This window comes from Pseudomonas sp. R2-7-07 (assembly GCF_003852355.1).
GTDB lineage: Bacteria > Pseudomonadota > Gammaproteobacteria > Pseudomonadales > Pseudomonadaceae > Aquipseudomonas.
Genome location: NZ_CP027759.1, coordinates 2,116,387 through 2,138,836 on the forward strand (window position 1 = coordinate 2,116,387; position 22,450 = coordinate 2,138,836).

General features: G+C 59.3%; 14 protein-coding genes, 2 tRNA genes and 3 rRNA genes. 11 read left to right on the forward strand and 8 right to left on the reverse strand.

Annotation, left to right across the window (positions count from 1 at the left end; translation table 11 throughout):
- The first annotated feature begins 36 nt into the window (after nt 1-36).
- Nucleotides 37-1,845: an aminopeptidase P family protein gene (locus C4J86_RS09780; RefSeq protein WP_124370235.1), complete on the forward strand. Its 1,809-nt coding sequence runs from the start codon at nt 37-39 to the stop codon at nt 1,843-1,845.
- Nucleotides 1,846-1,914: 69 nt separating this feature from the next.
- On the opposite strand, the gene C4J86_RS09785 is transcribed toward C4J86_RS09780, so the two are convergent.
- Nucleotides 1,915-2,196 (reverse strand): hypothetical protein, encoded by a 282-nt coding sequence (locus tag C4J86_RS09785; RefSeq protein WP_124370236.1) that lies wholly within the window; start codon nt 2,194-2,196, stop codon nt 1,915-1,917.
- A gap of 168 nt (nt 2,197-2,364) precedes the next feature.
- Nucleotides 2,365-3,252, reverse strand: coding sequence for a threonine/homoserine exporter RhtA (gene rhtA / locus C4J86_RS09790; protein WP_124370237.1), 888 nt, complete (start codon nt 3,250-3,252; stop codon nt 2,365-2,367).
- 621 nt (nt 3,253-3,873) lie between these two features.
- On the opposite strand from rhtA, the gene C4J86_RS09800 reads away from it, so the two are divergent.
- The 6 genes from C4J86_RS09800 (at nt 3,874) to mrdA (ending at nt 11,244) form a co-directional block, all read left to right on the forward strand.
- Nucleotides 3,874-5,410, forward strand: a 16S ribosomal RNA gene (locus C4J86_RS09800).
- Nucleotides 5,411-5,492: 82 nt separating this feature from the next.
- Nucleotides 5,493-5,569 (forward strand) — tRNA-Ile (locus C4J86_RS09805).
- Between the two features lie 30 nt (nt 5,570-5,599).
- Nucleotides 5,600-5,675, forward strand: a tRNA-Ala gene (locus C4J86_RS09810).
- A 249-nt stretch (nt 5,676-5,924) separates the two neighbouring features.
- Nucleotides 5,925-8,816 (forward strand): 23S ribosomal RNA (locus tag C4J86_RS09815).
- A 157-nt stretch (nt 8,817-8,973) separates the two neighbouring features.
- Nucleotides 8,974-9,089 (forward strand): 5S ribosomal RNA (gene rrf, locus C4J86_RS09820).
- The 16S, 23S and 5S rRNA genes sit together here with 2 tRNA genes alongside, the layout of an rRNA operon.
- 262 nt (nt 9,090-9,351) lie before the next feature.
- Nucleotides 9,352-11,244 carry a penicillin-binding protein 2 gene (gene mrdA, locus C4J86_RS09825; RefSeq protein ID WP_124370238.1) on the forward strand — a complete coding sequence of 631 codons (1,893 nt, stop codon included), beginning with the start codon at nt 9,352-9,354 and terminating at the stop codon, nt 11,242-11,244.
- Between the two features lies 1 nt (nt 11,245).
- Here mrdA and C4J86_RS09830 read toward each other — a convergent pair whose 3' ends face one another.
- Nucleotides 11,246-11,647 carry a GFA family protein gene (locus C4J86_RS09830; protein ID WP_124370239.1) on the reverse strand — a complete coding sequence of 134 codons (402 nt, stop codon included), beginning with the start codon at nt 11,645-11,647 and terminating at the stop codon, nt 11,246-11,248.
- A 100-nt stretch (nt 11,648-11,747) separates the two neighbouring features.
- Between C4J86_RS09830 and C4J86_RS09835 the strand changes: the two genes are divergently transcribed.
- The 4 genes from C4J86_RS09835 (at nt 11,748) to C4J86_RS09850 (ending at nt 16,081) form a co-directional block, all read left to right on the forward strand.
- On the forward strand, nt 11,748-12,215 hold the full coding sequence (locus C4J86_RS09835) for an SRPBCC family protein (protein ID WP_124370240.1): 468 nt from the start codon (nt 11,748-11,750) through the stop codon (nt 12,213-12,215).
- Nucleotides 12,216-12,318: 103 nt separating this feature from the next.
- On the forward strand, nt 12,319-14,676 hold the full coding sequence (locus tag C4J86_RS09840; RefSeq protein WP_124370241.1) for a DNA polymerase II: 2,358 nt from the start codon (nt 12,319-12,321) through the stop codon (nt 14,674-14,676).
- A 48-nt stretch (nt 14,677-14,724) separates the two neighbouring features.
- The gene (locus tag C4J86_RS09845; RefSeq protein ID WP_124362074.1) at nt 14,725-15,357 is read left to right on the forward strand and encodes a glutathione S-transferase N-terminal domain-containing protein; all 633 of its coding nucleotides are present in this window, start codon (nt 14,725-14,727) and stop codon (nt 15,355-15,357) included.
- Between the two features lie 151 nt (nt 15,358-15,508).
- A complete protein-coding gene (locus C4J86_RS09850) occupies nt 15,509-16,081 on the forward strand; it encodes a DUF4174 domain-containing protein (RefSeq protein ID WP_124366507.1) in 573 nt (190 codons plus the stop codon).
- Between the two features lie 146 nt (nt 16,082-16,227).
- Here C4J86_RS09850 and C4J86_RS09855 read toward each other — a convergent pair whose 3' ends face one another.
- Genes C4J86_RS09855 through C4J86_RS09875 form a run of 5 tightly spaced genes read right to left on the reverse strand, consistent with a single transcriptional unit; the run spans nt 16,228 to nt 22,444 of the window.
- Nucleotides 16,228-17,271, reverse strand: coding sequence for an acyltransferase family protein (locus C4J86_RS09855; protein WP_124370242.1), 1,044 nt, complete (start codon nt 17,269-17,271; stop codon nt 16,228-16,230).
- A 22-nt stretch (nt 17,272-17,293) separates the two neighbouring features.
- Nucleotides 17,294-18,703 carry a murein biosynthesis integral membrane protein MurJ gene (gene murJ / locus C4J86_RS09860; protein ID WP_124370243.1) on the reverse strand — a complete coding sequence of 470 codons (1,410 nt, stop codon included), beginning with the start codon at nt 18,701-18,703 and terminating at the stop codon, nt 17,294-17,296.
- Nucleotides 18,703-20,136 carry an O-antigen ligase gene (locus C4J86_RS09865; protein ID WP_124370244.1) on the reverse strand — a complete coding sequence of 478 codons (1,434 nt, stop codon included), beginning with the start codon at nt 20,134-20,136 and terminating at the stop codon, nt 18,703-18,705. Before C4J86_RS09865 ends, murJ begins: the two co-directional genes overlap by 1 nt.
- Nucleotides 20,133-21,236, reverse strand: coding sequence for a glycosyltransferase family 1 protein (locus tag C4J86_RS09870; RefSeq protein ID WP_124370245.1), 1,104 nt, complete (start codon nt 21,234-21,236; stop codon nt 20,133-20,135). The genes C4J86_RS09865 and C4J86_RS09870 overlap by 4 nt, the downstream gene beginning before the upstream one ends.
- On the reverse strand, nt 21,227-22,444 hold the full coding sequence (locus C4J86_RS09875; RefSeq protein WP_124370246.1) for a glycosyltransferase family 4 protein: 1,218 nt from the start codon (nt 22,442-22,444) through the stop codon (nt 21,227-21,229). The genes C4J86_RS09870 and C4J86_RS09875 overlap by 10 nt, the downstream gene beginning before the upstream one ends.
- Between the last annotated feature and the right edge of the window lie 6 nt (nt 22,445-22,450).

A 22,450-nucleotide genomic window follows, 5' to 3' on the forward strand; every position in this document is an offset into this window, starting at 1 on the left:
GTGCATAACAATTATTAGCGGTTAGCAGGAGACACAATGACTACGCAGCCTTTGACCCATGGAACGGTTCCCCAGCGCCTGGCGCAAACCCGTGAGCTGATGAGCCGAGAGGGGATTCATGCCCTGCTGGTGCCGTCTGCGGACCCGCATTTGTCCGAGTACCTGCCCGGATACTGGCAGGGCCGCCAATGGTTGTCCGGGTTCCATGGTTCGGTGGGGACGCTGATCGTCACTGCGGAGTTTGCCGGGGTGTGGGCCGACAGCCGCTACTGGGAACAGGCGAACAAGGAGCTCAAGGGCAGCGGCATCGAACTGGTGAAACTGCAACCGGGCCAGCCCGGACCGCTGGAATGGTTGGCTGAACAAACCCCGGAAGGCGGCGTTGTGGCGGTGGATGGCGCGGTAATGGCCGTGGCCTCGGCGCGCACCCTGGGTGACAAGCTGGCGCAGCGTGGCGCGCGCTTGCGTACGGACATCGATCTGCTCAATGCCGTCTGGCACGACCGCCCGGCGCTGCCGAACCAGCCGATCTATCAGCACCTGCCGCCGCAGGCTACCCTCAGCCGCAGCGAAAAACTCACGGCCCTGCGCGCCAGCCTGAAAGAAAAAGGCGCTGACTGGCATTTCATCGCGACCCTGGATGACATCGCCTGGTTGTTCAACCTGCGCGGTGGCGATGTATCGTTCAACCCAGTGTTCGTATCCTTTGCCCTGATCAACCAACAGCAGGCCACCTTGTTCGTGGCGCTGAGCAAGGTCGATGCCGAGTTGCGCGCTGCGCTTGAGCGCGATGGCGTGAGCGTGCGCGACTACAGTGATGTGGCTGATGCGCTGCGAGCCGTACCGTCCGGAGCAAGCCTGCAGATTGATCCGGCCCGCGTGACGGCCGGTTTACTGGAGCACCTCGACGCCGGCGTGAAACGGGTGGAGGGCTTGAACCCCACCACGCTGGCCAAGTCGCGTAAAAGCCTGGCCGATGCCGAACATATCCGTCAGGCCATGGAACAGGATGGCGCCGCCTTGTGCGAATTTTTCGCCTGGCTGGAGTCGGCCCTGGGACGTGAACGCATCACTGAACTGACTATCGATGAGCATCTGACGGCAGCGCGTGCCCGCCGTCCGGGGTATGTGTCGCTGAGTTTCAATACCATTGCGGCCTTCAATGCCAATGGCGCGATGCCGCACTACCACGCCACGCCAGAAGAACATGCTGTGATCGAAGGCGATGGCTTATTGCTGATCGATTCCGGCGGCCAGTACCTGGGTGGTACCACGGATATCACGCGGATGGTGCCCATCGGTACGCCGAGTGCAGAGCAGAAACGCGATTGCACGCGGGTGCTCAAGGGCGTGATTGCCTTGTCCCGCGCTCATTTCCCCAAGGGCATCCTGTCGCCGTTGCTGGACGCCATCGCGCGTGCGCCGATCTGGGCCGAGGGCGTGGATTACGGCCACGGTACGGGTCACGGTGTAGGGTATTTCCTCAACGTGCACGAAGGCCCGCAGGTGATCGCCTACCAGGCTGCAGCTGCACCGCAAACGGCGATGCAGCCGGGCATGATCACGTCGATTGAGCCGGGCACCTACCGCCCTGGACGTTGGGGCGTGCGCATCGAAAACCTGGTGTTGAACCGTGAAGCGGGGACCACCGAATTTGGTGAGTTCCTCAGATTCGAAACCCTGACCTTGTGCCCGATCGACACCCGTTGCCTGGAGCCTTCCTTGCTCACGGCGGATGAGCGCGAGTGGTTCAACGCTTATCACGCCCAGGTGCGTGAACGCCTGAGCCCGCTACTCAGTGGCGAGGCGCTCACGTGGTTACAGGTGCGCACAGCGGCGATTTGATCGCGGGCTGACTGAGGGCTTCGCGCTGTGCTGCCTTGATCGCGAGCGATCAAGGCAGCACTCAGGCGGCTACTTGCAAATGACGATCATGCTGCGACTAGTGTAGCCGGCAGGATTGAGGCCGAAGGGGTAATCGCCGGGTTCTTCGGCGTTATCGCCGGATTTGGCGATAACCCGATAGCCCTTGGTGCCACAGGAGTCAGCCGCACTGGTGTAGCACTGGTCCCAGGAGGAGGACAGGCCCGAGCAGTTGATATGCAGCCCTTTCTTGCCTCGTTTCACTTCTGTTTTCGTGGTCGCGGCACAGCCGGCAATGCCTACGACCAGCAACAGTATCAAAATTCGTTTCATTCCCATCCTTAAATAGCCGCTTCGCAAAAGAAACGAAGCCGGCCTTTACTCGCTCTCGAGCGTAGCGTTCATGCTGTCCGTGTCGAGTTTCTCCATGAAAGACATTCATTTACGGCCTAAACATGGCCTAAATGAGCAGTAAATACCAGTGCTGCCTTTTTAAAGAGCTCAGTCGGCGTGCACCAGCGGTTTGGATTCGTTGCGCATTGTCAGTGTGGCCCCAACGGAGGCCAGAATGATGCAGGTGATCGCCAGCCATTGCGCGAGCGTCAGGTGTTCATGCAGGAAGAACAGCCCGGAGAGGGCGCCGAACGCCGGCTCGATACTCATCAGGGTGCCGAACGTACGCGCGGGCAGGCGGGTGAGCGCAACCATTTCCAGTGTGTAGGGCAGCGCTGTCGATAAAATGGCGACGCCGATGGCGATGGGGATCAAGGCGGGAGTCAGCAGCGCGGTCCCCGCGTGCACGATGCCGATTGGCGCGACGAACAAAGCGGCAATCATGACGCCGAGCGCGGCGGTCTGCACACCGTTATCGTTACCTGCCTTTTGGCCGAACAGAATATAAAGCGCCCAGCAGACACCAGCGCCGAGAGCATAGGCGGCACCCATCGCGTCGATGCCACTGCTGGTTTCGCCCGACGGTATCAGCAGGAGTAAACCGACGACTGCGAGCGCGATCCACAAGAAGTCCACTGCCCGGCGCGATGCATACAGGGCGACGGCGAGCGGGCCGCTGAATTCTAGCGCTACCGCAATACCCAGGGGCACGGTGCGCAACGACATATAGAAGAGAAAATTCATGCCGCCCAGCGCCATGCCGTAGACAACTACCGTGCGCAGGGACTTGGCCGTCAGCTTGGCGCGCCATGGGCGTAATAGAAGCAGCATGATCACGCTGGCGAAAATCAAGCGCAGGGTGGTGGTACCTTGCGCGCCGATGACAGGGAACATGCTTTTGGCCAGCGAGGCGCCGGACTGGATGGACGCCATCGCTATTAACAGCAGGCCAACAGGGAACAGTCTGGAGGCCAGGCTGCGGGGTGGGGTGGTCATTGAAGGTTTTCGTCCGAAGTCTTTCATATAAAGGGCAGAGCGCTGATGCGCTTAAGGGGCACGCACTGCGCAATATACTGCTCAAGTGCAGAGGATTTAAAGGGTTTCGGGCTGTTTGATAGGAAATTCAAATTAAACGTTGACGGCAGATTCTGTGCGCCTATAATTCGCCCCACTTCCGGCGCAGTCGAAACGGAAAACTCCTTGGTAAACAATGAGTTAAGTGGTTTTCGACAGCAAGCCGCTTCAGTTCATCGAAGCCAAAAGGAAGTTGAAAAAGAGGTGTTGACAGCAGCGTGTAACGCTGTAGAATTCGCCTCCCGCTTACGAGAGATCGCAAGCGCAAGTGGTTGAAGTTATTGAAGAATTCTTCGAAAACTTCTGAAAATAACCGCTTGACAGCAAATGAGGCTGCTGTAGAATGCGCGCCTCGGTTGAGACGAATAGCTCTTAACCAACCGCTCTTTAACAACTGAATCAAGCAATTCGTGTGGGTGCTTGTGGGGTCAGACTGATAGTCAACAAGATTATCAGCATCACAAGTTACTCCGCGAGAAATCAAAGATGTAACCAACGATTGCTGAGCCAAGTTTAGGGTTTCTTAAAAACCCAAAGATGTTTGAACTGAAGAGTTTGATCATGGCTCAGATTGAACGCTGGCGGCAGGCCTAACACATGCAAGTCGAGCGGTAGAGAGAAGCTTGCTTCTCTTGAGAGCGGCGGACGGGTGAGTAATGCCTAGGAATCTGCCTGGTAGTGGGGGGTAACGTTCGGAAACGGACGCTAATACCGCATACGTCCTACGGGAGAAAGCAGGGGACCTTCGGGCCTTGCGCTATCAGATGAGCCTAGGTCGGATTAGCTAGTTGGTGAGGTAATGGCTCACCAAGGCGACGATCCGTAACTGGTCTGAGAGGATGATCAGTCACACTGGAACTGAGACACGGTCCAGACTCCTACGGGAGGCAGCAGTGGGGAATATTGGACAATGGGCGAAAGCCTGATCCAGCCATGCCGCGTGTGTGAAGAAGGTCTTCGGATTGTAAAGCACTTTAAGTTGGGAGGAAGGGCAGTTACCTAATACGTGATTGTTTTGACGTTACCGACAGAATAAGCACCGGCTAACTCTGTGCCAGCAGCCGCGGTAATACAGAGGGTGCAAGCGTTAATCGGAATTACTGGGCGTAAAGCGCGCGTAGGTGGTTTGTTAAGTTGGATGTGAAATCCCCGGGCTCAACCTGGGAACTGCATTCAAAACTGACTGACTAGAGTGTGGTAGAGGGTGGTGGAATTTCCTGTGTAGCGGTGAAATGCGTAGATATAGGAAGGAACACCAGTGGCGAAGGCGACCACCTGGACCAACACTGACACTGAGGTGCGAAAGCGTGGGGAGCAAACAGGATTAGATACCCTGGTAGTCCACGCCGTAAACGATGTCAACTAGCCGTTGGGAGCCTTGAGCTCTTAGTGGCGCAGCTAACGCATTAAGTTGACCGCCTGGGGAGTACGGCCGCAAGGTTAAAACTCAAATGAATTGACGGGGGCCCGCACAAGCGGTGGAGCATGTGGTTTAATTCGAAGCAACGCGAAGAACCTTACCAGGCCTTGACATCCAATGAACTTTCCAGAGATGGATTGGTGCCTTCGGGAACATTGAGACAGGTGCTGCATGGCTGTCGTCAGCTCGTGTCGTGAGATGTTGGGTTAAGTCCCGTAACGAGCGCAACCCTTGTCCTTAGTTACCAGCACGTTATGGTGGGCACTCTAAGGAGACTGCCGGTGACAAACCGGAGGAAGGTGGGGATGACGTCAAGTCATCATGGCCCTTACGGCCTGGGCTACACACGTGCTACAATGGTCGGTACAGAGGGTTGCCAAGCCGCGAGGTGGAGCTAATCCCAGAAAACCGATCGTAGTCCGGATCGCAGTCTGCAACTCGACTGCGTGAAGTCGGAATCGCTAGTAATCGCGAATCAGAATGTCGCGGTGAATACGTTCCCGGGCCTTGTACACACCGCCCGTCACACCATGGGAGTGGGTTGCACCAGAAGTAGCTAGTCTAACCTTCGGGAGGACGGTTACCACGGTGTGATTCATGACTGGGGTGAAGTCGTAACAAGGTAGCCGTAGGGGAACCTGCGGCTGGATCACCTCCTTAATCGACGACATCAGCTGCTCCATAAGTTCCCACACGAATTGCTTGATTCATTGAAGAAGACGAAAAGAAGCAGCCCGAAATTGGGTCTGTAGCTCAGTTGGTTAGAGCGCACCCCTGATAAGGGTGAGGTCGGCAGTTCGAATCTGCCCAGACCCACCAATTTTGTGTGGGAAACGCCTGTAGAAATACGGGGCCATAGCTCAGCTGGGAGAGCGCCTGCCTTGCACGCAGGAGGTCAACGGTTCGATCCCGTTTGGCTCCACCACTACTGCTTCTGTTTGTAGAAAGCTTAGAAATGAGCATTCCATCGTTGTGATGGTGAATGTTGATTTCTAGTCTTTGACTAGTTCGTTCTTTAAAAATTTGGGTATGTGATAGAAAGATAGACTGGACGTTACTTTCACTGGTAACGGCTCAGGCTAAGGTAAAATTTGTGAGTCGCTCTTAATTGAGTATGATCGAATTTTCGGCGAATGTTGTCTTCACAGTATAACCAGATTGCTTGGGGTTATATGGTCAAGTGAAGAAGCGCATACGGTGGATGCCTTGGCAGTCAGAGGCGATGAAAGACGTGGTAGCCTGCGAAAAGCTTCGGGGAGTCGGCAAACAGACTTTGATCCGGAGATGTCTGAATGGGGGAACCCAGCCATCATAAGATGGTTACCTTGCACTGAATACATAGGTGTATGGAGCGAACCAGGGGAACTGAAACATCTAAGTACCCTGAGGAAAAGAAATCAACCGAGATTCCCTTAGTAGTGGCGAGCGAACGGGGACTAGCCCTTAAGTGGCTTTGAGATTAGCGGAACGCTCTGGAAAGTGCGGCCATAGTGGGTGATAGCCCTGTACGCGAAAATCTCTTAGTCATGAAATCGAGTAGGACGGAGCACGAGAAACTTTGTCTGAATATGGGGGGACCATCCTCCAAGGCTAAATACTACTGACTGACCGATAGTGAACTAGTACCGTGAGGGAAAGGCGAAAAGAACCCCGGAGAGGGGAGTGAAATAGATCCTGAAACCGTATGCGTACAAGCAGTGGGAGCCTACTTTGTTAGGTGACTGCGTACCTTTTGTATAATGGGTCAGCGACTTATTTTCAGTGGCGAGCTTAACCGAATAGGGGAGGCGTAGCGAAAGCGAGTCTTAATAGGGCGTCTAGTCGCTGGGAATAGACCCGAAACCGGGCGATCTATCCATGGGCAGGTTGAAGGTTGGGTAACACTAACTGGAGGACCGAACCGACTACCGTTGAAAAGTTAGCGGATGACCTGTGGATCGGAGTGAAAGGCTAATCAAGCTCGGAGATAGCTGGTTCTCCTCGAAAGCTATTTAGGTAGCGCCTCATGTATCACTGTAGGGGGTAGAGCACTGTTTCGGCTAGGGGGTCATCCCGACTTACCAAACCGATGCAAACTCCGAATACCTACAAGTGCCGAGCATGGGAGACACACGGCGGGTGCTAACGTCCGTCGTGAAAAGGGAAACAACCCAGACCGTCAGCTAAGGTCCCAAAGTTATGGTTAAGTGGGAAACGATGTGGGAAGGCTTAGACAGCTAGGAGGTTGGCTTAGAAGCAGCCACCCTTTAAAGAAAGCGTAATAGCTCACTAGTCGAGTCGGCCTGCGCGGAAGATGTAACGGGGCTCAAACCATACACCGAAGCTACGGGTATCACGTAAGTGATGCGGTAGAGGAGCGTTCTGTAAGCCTGTGAAGGTGAGTTGAGAAGCTTGCTGGAGGTATCAGAAGTGCGAATGCTGACATGAGTAACGACAATGGGTGTGAAAAACACCCACGCCGAAAGACCAAGGTTTCCTGCGCAACGTTAATCGACGCAGGGTTAGTCGGTCCCTAAGGCGAGGCTGAAAAGCGTAGTCGATGGAAAACAGGTTAATATTCCTGTACTTCTGGTTATTGCGATGGAGGGACGGAGAAGGCTAGGCCAGCTTGGCGTTGGTTGTCCAAGTTTAAGGTGGTAGGCTGAGATCTTAGGTAAATCCGGGATCTTAAGGCCGAGAGCTGATGACGAGTTGTCTTTTAGACGACGAAGTGGTTGATGCCATGCTTCCAAGAAAAGCTTCTAAGCTTCAGGTAACCAGGAACCGTACCCCAAACCGACACAGGTGGTTGGGTAGAGAATACCAAGGCGCTTGAGAGAACTCGGGTGAAGGAACTAGGCAAAATGGCACCGTAACTTCGGGAGAAGGTGCGCCGGTGAGGGTGAAGGACTTGCTCCGTAAGCTCATGCCGGTCGAAGATACCAGGCCGCTGCGACTGTTTATTAAAAACACAGCACTCTGCAAACACGAAAGTGGACGTATAGGGTGTGACGCCTGCCCGGTGCCGGAAGGTTAATTGATGGGGTTAGCTAACGCGAAGCTCTTGATCGAAGCCCCGGTAAACGGCGGCCGTAACTATAACGGTCCTAAGGTAGCGAAATTCCTTGTCGGGTAAGTTCCGACCTGCACGAATGGCGTAACGATGGCGGCGCTGTCTCCACCCGAGACTCAGTGAAATTGAAATCGCTGTGAAGATGCAGTGTATCCGCGGCTAGACGGAAAGACCCCGTGAACCTTTACTATAGCTTTGCACTGGACTTTGAATTTGCTTGTGTAGGATAGGTGGGAGGCTTTGAAGCGTGGACGCCAGTTCGCGTGGAGCCAACCTTGAAATACCACCCTGGCAACTTTGAGGTTCTAACTCAGGTCCGTTATCCGGATCGAGGACAGTGTATGGTGGGTAGTTTGACTGGGGCGGTCTCCTCCTAAAGAGTAACGGAGGAGTACGAAGGTGCGCTCAGACCGGTCGGAAATCGGTCGTAGAGTATAAAGGCAAAAGCGCGCTTGACTGCGAGACAGACACGTCGAGCAGGTACGAAAGTAGGTCTTAGTGATCCGGTGGTTCTGTATGGAAGGGCCATCGCTCAACGGATAAAAGGTACTCCGGGGATAACAGGCTGATACCGCCCAAGAGTTCATATCGACGGCGGTGTTTGGCACCTCGATGTCGGCTCATCACATCCTGGGGCTGAAGCCGGTCCCAAGGGTATGGCTGTTCGCCATTTAAAGTGGTACGCGAGCTGGGTTTAGAACGTCGTGAGACAGTTCGGTCCCTATCTGCCGTGGACGTTTGAGATTTGAGAGGGGCTGCTCCTAGTACGAGAGGACCGGAGTGGACGAACCTCTGGTGTTCCGGTTGTCACGCCAGTGGCATTGCCGGGTAGCTATGTTCGGAATAGATAACCGCTGAAAGCATCTAAGCGGGAAACTAGCCTCAAGATGAGATCTCACTGGGACCTTGAGTCCCCTGAAGGGCCGTCGAAGACTACGACGTTGATAGGTTGGGTGTGTAAGCGCTGTGAGGCGTTGAGCTAACCAATACTAATTGCCCGTGAGGCTTGACCATATAACACCCAAGCAATTTGACTACTCGAGAGAGCATCAGATTGCGGTGTGTGAAGACGCAATGAACCGAAAGTTCGATGCTCACAAAACACCGACTTCTATCCCATACCCAATTTGCTGAAGCGAGGCCACATGGCCACGACTCAGTACCCGAATTTCTTGACGACCATAGAGCATTGGAACCACCTGATCCCATCCCGAACTCAGTAGTGAAACGATGCATCGCCGATGGTAGTGTGGGGTTTCCCCATGTGAGAGTAGGTCATCGTCAAGATTAAATTCCGAAACCCCATTTGCGAAAGCAGATGGGGTTTTGTTTTGGGCGGTCGAAAAGTGCCAAGACGCTCATTGCAGTGGCCTTCAGTGCTAAAGTCCACGCCTCGATTCTTGCTTTCTCAATGATGAAATAACCCGCCGTTAAGGGAAATCGATGCAAAGTGTTTCTGCATTTTTGGTATGGTGCAGCACATTTTCACAAGGATTGACCCTTATCCGCAGGACGCGGCGTCGACCTTTTTCAACGAGATGCTGTAGCAATGCCTGAACCGATACCCATCAAGGACCACGAAAAAGAACACCGTCTGGTGAACAAACGTTTGCTCGCCTGTGCACTCCTGGTGATTGGCATCACCTGCGCCCTGGTGGGGCGCATGTACTTCCTGCAGGTCGTGCAATACGACTATCACGCCACCATTTCTGAAAACAATCGCGTTCACGTGCTGCCCATCACCCCTACGCGCGGCTTGATCTATGACCGCAACGGTGTAGTCCTGGCTGACAACCGACCCAGCTACAACCTGACCATAACCCGCGAACGCACCACCGACCTTAAGGGAGAGTTGGACGCGATCGTCAGTCTGTTGCACCTGCCCGCCGAAGACCGTGCCGTGTTCGACAAAGCGCTCAAGCAGGCTCGCCATCCGTTCGTCCCTGTCACGCTGTTCTACGAGCTGACAGAAGAACAAATTGCCGTTCTGGCCGTCAACGAGTTCCGTCTACCGGGTGTAGACGTTGAGCCTCAGTTCGTCCGCCACTACCCGCTGGGTGCGCACTTCGCTCACTCCATCGGCTATGTCGGACGAATCAACGAGAAAGAATCCAAGGCCCTCGATTCGGTGGAATACCGCGGCACCCAGTCTATTGGCAAAACCGGTATCGAACGCTTCTACGAGTCTGAACTGCATGGTCACGTGGGTTATGAAGAAGTCGAAACCAACGCCCAAGGACGGGTATTGCGCGTGCTCAAGCACACTGACCCTATCCCCGGCAAAAACATTGTCCTGAGCCTCGACGTCAAGCTCCAGGAAGCCGCCGAAGAAGCCCTGGGTGACCGCCGTGGCTCGGTGGTGGCCCTGGACCCGCAAACCGGTGAAGTGCTGGCCATGGTCAGCAAGCCGAGTTTCGACCCGAACCTGTTCGTCACCGGTATCAGCTTCAAGGAATATGCCGCGCTGCATGATTCCATCGATCGCCCGCTGTTCAACCGCGTGCTGCGCGGGCTGTATGCGCCCGGCTCAACCATCAAGCCTGAAGTGGCCATCGCAGGGCTCGACAGCGGCGTTGTCACCCCGCAAACCCGCGTGTTTGATCCCGGTTACTACCAGTTGCCGGACTTCGATCACAAATACCGCAACTGGAACCACAGTGGCGACGGCTGGGTAGACATGGACGCCGCCATCATGCGCTCCAATGACACCTACTTCTATGATCTGGCCCACAAGCTCGGCATTGATCGACTGCATGATTACCTGGCCGAATTCGGCCTGGGCCAGAAGGTGTCCCTGGACATGTTCGAAGAATCCGCAGGCCTGATGCCGTCCCAGGCCTGGAAGCGCGCGACACGTCGCCAGCCCTGGTTCCCGGGCGAAACCGTGATCCTGGGTATCGGCCAGGGTTATATGCAAGTCACGCCGCTGCAACTGGCCCAAGCCACTGCGCTGATCGCCAATAAGGGTGTATGGAACCGCCCGCACCTGGCCAAGACCATCAACGGCGTGCCTCCGGTGGATGAGAATCCGATGCCCAACGTAGTGCTCAAGGACCCGCGTGATTGGGAACAGGTCAACCACGGCATGCAATTGGTAATGCACGACCCGCGCGGTATCGCTCGGGCCGCCGCGCAGGGCGCCCAATATCGCATCGCCGGCAAGAGCGGTACCGCGCAGGTGGTGGCGATCAAGCAGGGGGAGCGCTACAACCGCAATAAGACCCTGGAGCGTCACCGCGACAACGCCTTGTTTGTTGGCTTTGCGCCAGCCGAACACCCCAAGATCGTGATTTCAGTGATGATTGAAAACGGTGAGGCCGGTGGCCGTGTAGCCGGCCCGGTGGTGCGACAGATCATGGACGCCTGGCTGCTCGACGAGGAGGGTCACCTGAAGCCCCAATATGCGACGCCGGCCAAAGCGCCCGGCGATCCGCACGTTTAAGTCACACTTCCCATTCGCCCCAGCGCTTTATGTCGTCATAAACGAGCCAGGGCACATCATGGGTTGTCCAGATATGCGCGGTGGGCCTGGCGCCCGGATCATCGTCCAGCGTCGCCACCCGCACGATGACGTGGGGCTGGTGCGCGCGCTCGGCGATCAAATGCGAGCCACAGCGCGAACAGAAATGGCGCCGTTTGCCTGGCGATGACTCAAACGACGACAGCAATTCTTCACCGTGCGTCCAGCGAAAGTGCTCGCGCATCACCCCGGCCGTGGCGACAAAGGCTGCCGCATGCGCCTTGCGACAGCTGCCGCAATGGCAGTGACTGATGGGCATGTCCAGACGCTCCACCCGATAGCACACACCTTTACACAAGCAACTTCCATTCAACGGTTCAGTCATAACTTATGGCCAGGTCAAGGATGGGGGTCATCATCATTGCGCATAACCAAAGGTTGCGCATTGGTCGATGTCGCCTAGTGTTCAATGGAGGAGGTGACTTATGCACGTATTAGATCGCATCGAACGGAAAGTCCTGCTCAACGCATCGCGTAAACACGTCTGGGAAGCGCTCACGAATGCCGAACAATTTGGCGAGTGGTTCGGTATCGCCCTCAAGGGAAAAACCTTTGTTGCCGGAGAACCCATCGAAGCGCCGATCACCTACCCAGGCTACGAACATGTCGTGTGGAAGGCCAGGATCGAACGTATTCTGCCGCAAACCCTGTTTTCCTTCTGGTGGCATCCCTTTGCGGTGGAGGAAGACGTCGACTATGACCAGGAAACCCCGACGCTGGTGGAGTTCACCATCGAGGATCGCGCGCCGGGCATTTTGTTGCGGGTGGTCGAGTCCGGTTTCGACAAGGTGCCACAGGCCAGGCGCCTGAAAGCGTTCAAGATGAACTCCCGTGGCTGGGACGAGCAAATGGGCAATATCGAAAACTATCTGGACAAGGCCCGGCGAGCCTGACGCGAACGGGCATCCACGTTTGTGAGATCGCAGTTAACCTGCCGCGTTTGCCCGGATGCCGAGTAGAATCACGCCCTGAAAGCGATTCCTGAGGTGCGGTACGGTGGATTTACAGCAGGGGTTTGTCCTGACCCGGCATTGGCGCGACACCCCGGCGGGTACGGAGGTCAGCTTCTGGTTGGCCACCGACCAAGGGCCACGGTGTATTCGCCTACCCGTGCAAACCTCGGTGGTGTTCATTCCCGAGGCCCATCGCAAGCCGCTGGACTGGCTGCTTAAGGGCGAGCGCGATATCGAATTGCGTGGGTTGCAGTTGTGCGACTTCCATCATCGACCGGTCCTGGGTCTCTACGCCCGGCAGCACCGCCAGATAATGGATATCGAAAAGCGCTTGCGCGCTGCCGGGGTGGATGTCTACGAAGGTGATGTACGCCCGCCCGAGCGCTATATGATGGAACGGTTCATCACTGCGCCGGTGTGGTTCGGCGGCACGCCGGATGCCAGCGGTACGCTGCTCGATGCGCAGATGAAGCCCGCTGCCGATTACCGACCGACCCTGAAACTGGTGTCCCTGGATATTGAAACCACCGCCCAGGGCGATCTTTATTCCATCGCGCTTGAAGGGTGTGGCGAGCGCCAGGTGTACATGCTCGGTCCGCCCAACAACGCCTGCGCGGTGGATTTCAAGCTCGACTATTGCGACACCCGCGCCCAACTGCTCGAACGCCTCAACCAATGGCTGGCCACCCACGATCCGGATGCGATCATCGGCTGGAATGTGGTGCAGTTCGACCTGCGCGTACTCCACGAACATGCCCAACGCCTGAACGTGCCGCTGCTGCTGGGGCGGGGCGGTGAAGCCATGGCCTGGCGCGAACATGGCAGCCGCAATCATTACTTCGCTGCGGCAGCCGGCCGGTTGATCATCGACGGCATCGAAGCCCTGCGCTCAGCCACGTGGAGTTTCGAGTCGTTCAGCCTGGAGAATGTCGCGCAAACCCTGCTGGGTGAAGGCAAGGACATCTCCACGCCGTACCAGCGCATGGACGAGATCAACCGCATGTTCGCCGAGGACAAGCCCGCCCTGGCGCGCTACAACCTCAAGGACTGCGAGTTGGTCACGCGGATTTTCGAGAAGACCGAGCTGCTCAAGTTCCTGCTCGAGCGCGCCAGCGTCACCGGTCTGCCTGCCGACCGCAATGGCGGCTCCGTCGCGGCGTTCACCCACCTCTACATGCCGTTGATGCACCGCCAGGGCTTTGTCGCGCCGAACCTCGGCGACAAGCCGCCCCAGGCCAGCCCCGGCGGGTTTGTCATGGACTCGCGCCCAGGCCTGTACGAGTCGGTGCTGGTGCTGGACTACAAGAGCCTGTACCCGTCGATCATCCGCAGTTTTCTGATCGACCCGGTGGGCTTGATCGAAGGCCTCAAGCATCCCGACGACAGCGACTCGGTGGAAGGCTTTCGCGGTGCGCGTTTCTCCCGCACCCGGCATTGCCTGCCGTCTATCGTCACGCGGGTGTCCGAAGGCCGCGAAGTGGCCAAGCGCGAACACAATGCACCGCTGTCCCAAGCCCTGAAGATCATCATGAACGCCTTCTACGGCGTGCTCGGTTCCAGCGGTTGCCGGTTCTTCGATACCCGGCTGGCGTCCTCGATCACAATGCGCGGGCACCAGATCATGCGCCAGACCCGCGAGCTGGTGGAGGCCCAGGGTTATGAAGTGATCTACGGCGACACCGACTCCACTTTCGTCTGGCTCGGCGGCGCCCACTCTCTTGAGGACGCCAGCCGCATCGGCCAGGCGCTGGTGCAGCACGTCAACGACTGGTGGCGCAGCCATCTGCACACGGAATACGGCTTGCAAAGCGCCCTGGAGCTGCAATACGAAACCCATTTCAGCCGCTTCCTGATGCCGACCATTCGCGGCGCGGAAGAGGGCAGCAAGAAGCGCTACGCCGGCCTGGTGGTGCGCGCCGATGGCAGCGAAGAGATGGTCTACAAGGGCTTGGAAACCGTGCGCAGTGACTGGTCGCCCCTGGCCAGGCAATTCCAGCAGGAGCTCTACCGGCGCATCTTCCATCGCCAGCCCCATCAGGATTATGTACGCGACTATGTGCGCCGTACCTTGAGCGGCGAACTCGACGAGCTGTTGATCTACCGCAAGCGCCTGCGCCGACCCTTGCATGACTACGAACGCAACGTCCCGCCCCATGTGCGCGCCGCACGCCTGGCCGACGAATACAACGACCGCCTCGGGCGCCCGCGCCAGTACCAGCGCGGCGGCTGGATCCGCTATGTGATCAGCGTCAATGGCCCGCAGCCGCTGGAAGTGCAGCAAGCGCCTATCGACTACGATCATTATGTGACGCGCCAATTGCAGCCCGTGGCTGACGCCATCCTGCCGTTCGTGAACGATGATTTCGCCACCCTGGTGGGCGGGCAGATGGGCCTGTTCTAGGCAATCGGCCACTATCCCCGTTGCACCTGAAGCTTAGGAGGAACGCCCATGTACACACTCTATGGTACCGACGAATCCGGCTCCTGCATGATCGAGATTGCGCTGCAGCGCTGTGGCGTGCCGTGGCATCGCGTGGATGCCAGCTCCTGGCATGAAGGCGAGGGCAGCGAAGCCCTCGCGCGCATCAACCCGCTCAAACAGATCCCCACTCTGGTCACCCCCGATGGCCAGGTGCTGACCGAAAGCGCCGCCATCCTGATCCACCTGGGCTTGGAGTTTCCCGACGCGAACCTGCTGGCCGGCAACCGCGCGCAGATCCTGCGCGGTCTGTTGTACATCGCGGCCAATTGCTATTCGGCCATCGGCATCATCGACTATCCGCAACGCTGGCTGGGCGACGCCGGTGAAAGCCTGCAAACGCAACTGACCACCGGCACGCGGCGTTATCTGCATCAGGCCTGGGTGGTGTTCGCCGATCAGTTTGCCGACCAGTTGTTTACGCCCGACAACGTACCCAATGCACTGGGCATCATGGCGGCGGCGGTGTCGCGCTGGGACGAGGGGCGCGAGGTGCTCCGCAGCCTGGCACCGGGCTTTGCCCACGCCCTGGAGCGCGTGGATGCCGACCCGGTCGTGGCGCCCGTGTTCGCCCGGCATTGGCCGCAGTGGCAGGTCTCGTAATCAGAAGAAACAATGCCCCGCCGCCCGCCAATCCCTTGCGGCGCGGGCATCCTGACCTACGCTTCTCAATGTAGCGTAGGAATCATCCTTGAATTTGACTGTCGCAGACATGAAACTCAAGAACCCTGCATGGAATTCAAAGGAGGTGCGCATGCTCATCCGGTCGCTGACCCTGGCTACCTTGATGGCTTTTACGGGGCCGTTGTTGGCTGCTGATGATAATCCGCTCAAGCTGGAGATGGGCAAAACCCGCCCTCTGGTGGTGGTGGAACTCGATGCGGGTAACCCGACGTTGGCCACGCTCAGGAAACAACTGGAAGAGCCTGCCACCAAGCAGTCCTTCGAAGAGCGCAGCATGGTGTTCTACACCGTGAAGTTCGGCAGCATCGGCGCCGAGGGCGAGAAGTTCGCCAAGGATCCCAAGGACAGTAAAAAGCTCACCCCGCCTGAAACCAATGCACTGATCCGCGCCCTCAAGCTCGGTGTCGGCAGCGGCACCAAGGTGATCCTGATCGGCAAGGATGGCGAGAAGAAACTCGAGAAGACCGTGCCGCCCGATAGCCTTGATCTCAAAGAGTTCTTCAGTGCCATCGACCAGATGCCGATGGCCGAGAAAGAAGCGGCTGCCGCGCCGGAACCAGCGCCCGTTGCACCTGCACCGGCCAAGGGCGCCAAACCGGTCAAACCCGGCAGCAAGCCGGCGCCGCAACCCCTCGACGATTGAATACATAACCCTGTAGGAGCGAGCTTGCTCGCGAAGAACTCAGGGCCACCACGTTTATCCAGAATGAGCGCGGTGCCTGGGGGTTTTTCGCGAGCAAGCTCGCTCCTACATCAGGGCAAGCCGCTGCACCTCAGCTAGGCGCGCAATCAAGGCTTTGGCGCTTTACGCAGCGGAAACGGAAAGTAGAAAAACCGCAGGAATGCCACCCGCTTGATCACTTCCCCGATCAGCAACGGCACCACCACCGCCACCACGAAACCCACGCACGCGGCCATGAACGGATGCAAACCCAAGCGCTCCATCAGGTCGAAGGTCTTGTGCTGGATCTCGCCGTGGAAGATCAACAGGATCAAGGTGGATTGGCCGATGTAGGTCATCGCCCGCGTCAGCAGGGGCGACACCATCAACACCCGCGCCAGCGCCCAGCACAGGTACACACCGATCACCGCCAGCAGGCTGGTCCACAACCAGTGGTCGTAGCGACGTTGCGCCAGGTCCATGGTGTCGTGGCTGTAGAGGAACACGGCGGCGAACAGCACCAGCGAAATCAGCAGGGTCAGCAGCGAGCCTTCATGCCGGCGCAGCCAATCACGCAGCAGGTAGCCGTAGATGAAGTAGGTGCTGCTGATCAGGGTCACATCGAGGCTGAAGGGCAGGCCGGGCAACGTCCATGTTTGTTCGCCGAGGGTGACCGGCACTTGCCAGAACCACTTCAACATCCAGATGCCGAGCAACAGTTGCGCGCCGATCAGCAGGCAAGCGGCCAGCAATGGCAGCTTCAGGCGCTGAATCAGCCGCAGCATCAACCAACTGAACAGGATCGCCACCCAGAAGTGCGGCAAGAACCACAACGCCTGCCACGGGATGGTGTCCACGGAGGCATACAGCACGCCGCCGATATCCCCCAGCAACGGTTGCCCGCGCAGCACATCGCGCACGATCACATACACCAGCATGGTGAAGAAGAACGGCTTGAGCAGGCCGTCGGCCTTGCGCACCGCCATCTCCACGAAGGGCTGCTCGGGCTTGAAGAACACCCCGGACAAAAAGAAGAACAACGGCAGCACGAACGACGCCAGGATCGGGTACAGCAAATCCAGCGAGTTGGCGACAAACCAACTGTGGCCGTACACGATAATCAGAATACCGACGCCTTTGGCGATATCCATTTGAATCCAACGATGCTTCATGTGAGTCTTCCCGAACGATCATTCACGCCTTGCGCCACGGCGTCAGCCACAGCCCCATACCCAGCAACACCACGGCGCCTGCCAGGGTGCTCAGCCCCACTTGCAGCCACACGTCTTCGATTCGAAACAACACCAGCGCCGCCAGCCCCATCAGCACCGTACTGAGCAGCCATTGCCGCGCCCAGGGCAGGGCGCCGAGCAACGCCTGGCGCTGCATCAGCAGCAGCGCGGTGCAGATCACGCCCGCCAGCGCCGCCAGTGGAATGCCGGCCAGGCCAAACGCAAACGGCAATACGCCCAGCAGCAGCATATTGACCAGGCTGCCGAGCAGTTCGCAGCGCAGCGGCTGGCGCGTGTCGCCGGCGGCGTAGGCGTAGCGCGCGAGCAGGGCGTTCCAGGCACCGAATACCAGGGGCACGGCAAACCAGGCGAGCAACAGCGGCAGCGGCGAGTCTGCCGATTGTGCGGGCAGCAGCAGCGCGACCAGGCTCGGCGCCGCCGCCACCAGGCCGACGCCGGCCGGCAAGGTCAGCACGCTAGCGGTTTCCAGGCCGCGCTTGAGCAGGGCCAGGCGTTCATCGCCCTGGCGTCGGCTCATCATGCCCAGCAGCACTTGATTGAGGCTCATCAGCGCAATCAAGGGCAGGTTCATCAGCTTGCGTGCCAGGTTGACCCAGGTCACCGCGCCTTCCCCCAGCAGCGACGCCACCAGGCGCTCGATCAACGCCAGGCCCTGGCTGGCGCCATTGCTGAGTAACAAGGGGCCGATACGTTGGCCCAACTCCCGCAAAGGCGCGAAGGACAGTTGCACGCGCCAGGGTCGCCAGCCCAGGCGCCAGAGCGACGGCAGCAGCGCCAACGGCATCAAGCCACTGCCGACCAAGCACGCCAGCGCGAGACTGTGCGGCTGGCTGGCGGTGCCTGCCAAGGCGAGGTACGCCACCGGCGGCAGGTTGAACAGCAGCGAGCCCAACCCCGCCAGCACAAAGCGCTCGCTGGCCTGCAAGGGCACACTGAACAGCGCATGCAGCAGCAGGCCCGGCACGCACCACGCCACGATCTGCAGATTGCCGCCGGCCAGGGCCGTGGCGCTGGCCGCCAACCCCGGGCCGAGCAGTTGCACCAGCCACGGCGCCAACAGCATCAGCAGCAGGCTGGTGACCAGCGCAATCAACAGCAACGCCGGGAACAATACGGCCAGCCAGTCCAGGCGTTCGCTGTCCTTTCTTTGCAGATACAGCGGCAACGCGGCGGCGCTCAACACGCCGCCGGCCAGCGACATGCGCAGCGCCTCGGGCAGGAACAGCGCGATCAGGAACGCATCACTGCGCTCCCCCGCGCCCCAGGCCGCCACCAGCAACCATTCGCGCGCAAACCCCAGGCACAGGCCCAGCAGGGTCGCCACGGTCAGCCATACGGCAGAACCCAGCATCAGGGCCGCGCGCCATCAAGCATCGGCTTGCGAAACGCCAACGCCTTGACCTGGGGCAGGCGCGCCGGGAACAAGCGCCGCGCCTCCAGCACGTTAATCCCCACCATCAGCCAGAACAGCGCGACCATCACCACGGCAAAGCTGAAGTAGTGGTCAAACAAACCGCTGACCAGCGCCGACAGAATCCCGGCGGTGCTGCCCAGCCACAGCGCATTGTCCTTGGTCAGGCGGATCGGGCCCTTTTCCGGCCGGGCTTCACGCCACCAGCGCACGGTGACTGCAATAAACAACAGCATGCCGACAACGCCGGTCTTGTAGATGAAGTTCAGCCACAGGTTGGAGATCCCCAGCAAGTGCGTGCCCGGTACCGGCGGGTCGACCTTGAAACCGATGCCGAACGGGTACGCTGCCACAGCCTGCGGGAACATGCGGTACTCGTCGAAACGCACTTCGGTACTGGCGTTGCTCGTGGAGAAGATGGTCGCCAGGCGTTCCTGCAGCGGCGGATAAGCCATCACCAACGCCACGGTCAACGCCGCGCCGATCATCAATAAACGTCCGGTGTAAGGCACACGTCGCGTGGCCAGCCACATCAGCACCAGCGCCAGGCTGACCATCGCCCCGCGGCTGCTGGCCAGCAGCAACGCCGCCGCGCCCAGGCAGGCTACGCTCAGGCCCAACGCGCGTTTCCAACCTTGTTCGGTCATGCCGTAGCAGAACGCCAAAGGCAGCAGCAGCGCCATGATTCCGCCAATGGCATTCGGGTGCATCCACGGCGAGCCCATGCGTGACGACATGGCTTCCAGGCCGAATTTCAATGTGTCGAAGTTGCCGTAGTTGAGCAGCGCCAGGATCGGCGCAATCCCCGCCCCGGAGCGTGTGCGCACGAACACCGCAATCGACATCACCAGCATCGCCAGGGTGCCCAGCAGCAGGGCGATCACCAGGCTTTCGCGGTGTTTGTAGTCCACCAGCAGCTTGGCCGTGAGAAATACTCCCGAGAGGTTCAGCAACCAGCGCAGCCAGTTGGCCACGCCGCTGCTTTCGGCGTGGATGCTGACCTGGCCGACGATAAACGGGAACACGCTGAACAGCATCAGCCACAGCAGCATCTGGTCGGTGGGGCGAAGCGCCAGGCGCGGCGCGTCCGGCAGGCGCGACAGAAAGCCGTGCCACAGCACCGCGCCCCAGGTCAGCGCAAGAATGGCTTCGCTCACCGTACTGCGGATGCCCAGATTAAGCGTGGAGTAGGGCATGAAGGTCGCGACCAGGGCGAACAGCAGCAAGCCCCAGAACGGAAAGCGCAGGATGGTCACGGCCGCCGCCAGGCCGATCACGGCGAGAAACGCCTTGGCCGGTGACAGCGCCAGCGCGACCACACCAAACAGCACGCCGAAGAGGATCGCGACGAGGCTTGCCAGGGAGAGTCTCATTTCAGTTCCTCGATCAGTTCGGCCAGGCGCCGGCGATAGGCGTGTTGGTTAAAGCGTTCGGCCCATCGGCGGTGGTGTTCGGGCGTGGCTTCATCGGCGCGCTCACCCAGGTTCAGCATCAACTGGACCAACGCGGGGCCATCGGTGGGTGAAAAGCGCGGCGCCGACGGCGGGGTGATTTCGTCCAGCGAGGTGCCGCTGGCCACGGCGACCGGGGTGCCGACGCTCAGCGCTTCAATCACCGGCAAACCAAAACCTTCCGCGTAGGACGGTTGCCACACGCGTGACGCCTGGCGGTACAGCGCCTGCAACTCGGCGTCGGAGACGCCACTCAACGCATGAATCCCCGGCAGTTGGCGCTGGGCTTCGGGCAAATGCTCGAGGCTGCCCACCAGGACCAGTTCCGGCACGCTGGGGGAGTCGCGCCGCGCCCGTTGCCAGGCATCCACCAGGAACGGCACGTTCTTGCGCAGTTCGCGGGTACCGACCAGCAGCCAGAAACCCGTGGGCAATTGGCGCGCGGACAAATCCGCTGGCGGTTCGTTGAAACCTTCCACTTGGTTGGGCAGGACGCGAACCTTGCCCGCCGCCTGGGGAAACAGGCGTACTGTTTCGTCGGCGCTGTATTGGGAAGGCGTCCACACCCGGTCGGCGCTGCGCACCGCGTAGGCAATCGACAGGCGATCGGTGGTTCTGTACACCAGCGCCTTCAGGCGGCTGGCGTGGTAGTTGTCCAGGGTGATCTGAAACAGGTCGTGCAGCAGCACCACGGTGCGCAACCCTTCAGGCTTGGGCGGTAGCGGCAGGCCCATATTGAAGGTGCTGATGTACAGATCGATGTGCTGTTCGCGCAGGGCGCGGGGTAAAAAACCGGCTTCGAAGCGCAGGCGATTCTGTGGCTGGTGCATCGCCGTTTTCGCGCAGCCCCAGGCCGGGCAGTGCGCCTGCAACCGGGTTTGATCGCCCAGGGGCGCGACGGTAAATCGCTCCAGTTCGATGTCCGGCAGGCTGCGCAGGGCGCTTTCCAGCGCATACACCTGGCGGCTGATGCCCGATTGCGGTGAGGTGCCGACGGTGCGGTAATCCAGGCCTACACGCATGCGGGCTCCTTTTGATTGAGCGGCGAAAGGGTGGCGTACACCTGCTCCAGTTGGCTGGCGGCAACGCTCCAGTCATGGGCTCGCCGCGCATAGGCGCGGCCGGCTTCACCCATGGGCGCGGCGGCTTCGGGAGCGTGCAGCAGGCGCACCACGGCGTCGGCCAGGCCGACGGCAGTTTGCCCGCCCAGATAATCCAGGCCCTCGACCAGGTCCAGGCCCGACACGCCCTGTTCGGTACTGGCCAGCGGCAGGCCGGCGGCCAACGCTTCGAGCACTTTGAGCTTGGAACCGCCGCCATGGCGCAACGGCGCCAGAAACACCGAACAGCTCGATTGCAGACTCAACAGGTTTGGCACAAAGCCCTGCCACTCGATGCGCGGGTCCGGCCAGCGTTCGCGCCAACCGTCGGGCATGCCGAAGCCGCACACGCTCATGCGCGCCTCGGGGCAGCGCTCCCAGACTTTCGGCAGGATTTCATCCAGGGCCCATTCGATGGCATCCACATTGGGGGCGTATTCATAGTTGCCGAGGAACAGCACGCGACGGGTCGAGGGGTCAGGACGGGCGCCGGCGAAGTGATCGCAGTCAACGCCGTTGACCACCACCGGCACCGGTTTACCGGCGATTTTTTCCAGCACCCGCGCATCGCTGTCGGTGACGGCCACCACTTGGCTGGCCTGGCGCATCACGCGACGCTCCCAGCGCGTGTAGCGCCATTGGTCATAGCGAATGAACGGCAGCGCCCAACGCGGCAAACGGTCGTACGTCGCCGCGCCGAGCGCCGACTCAACGTTATGTTCAGTCAACACGAAGGGTTGGGATTTGCGCGCCAGGGCATCTTCGTAAGGTTGGAAGGTATAGGTGTGCTCAATCTGCACCACGTCCCAATGTTCGTTGAGCAGTTGGTTGAACCGGTCCTCCAATTGCCCCGACAGGCCATTCACGCTGGCCAGCAACGGGTAAGGTGCAAACAGCCCGGCCAGCAGGGTTTTCAGGCTGCGCAGTGGCCGACGCGGCAGGATGATCAGCTGCTCGAGAAAGCCTTCCAGCACTTGGCGATCGCTCAGCGACACCGGGTGCTTGTCATGCAAAAGCAACGTGATCCGGTGCCCACGCGCCGCCAGGCTGCGCAGCAGGTGGAACTGGCGCGTCTTGCCGCCGCTGGTGGCGGGCCAGGGCGAATAGGGCAGGATCCATAAAATGCGCATGGCGGG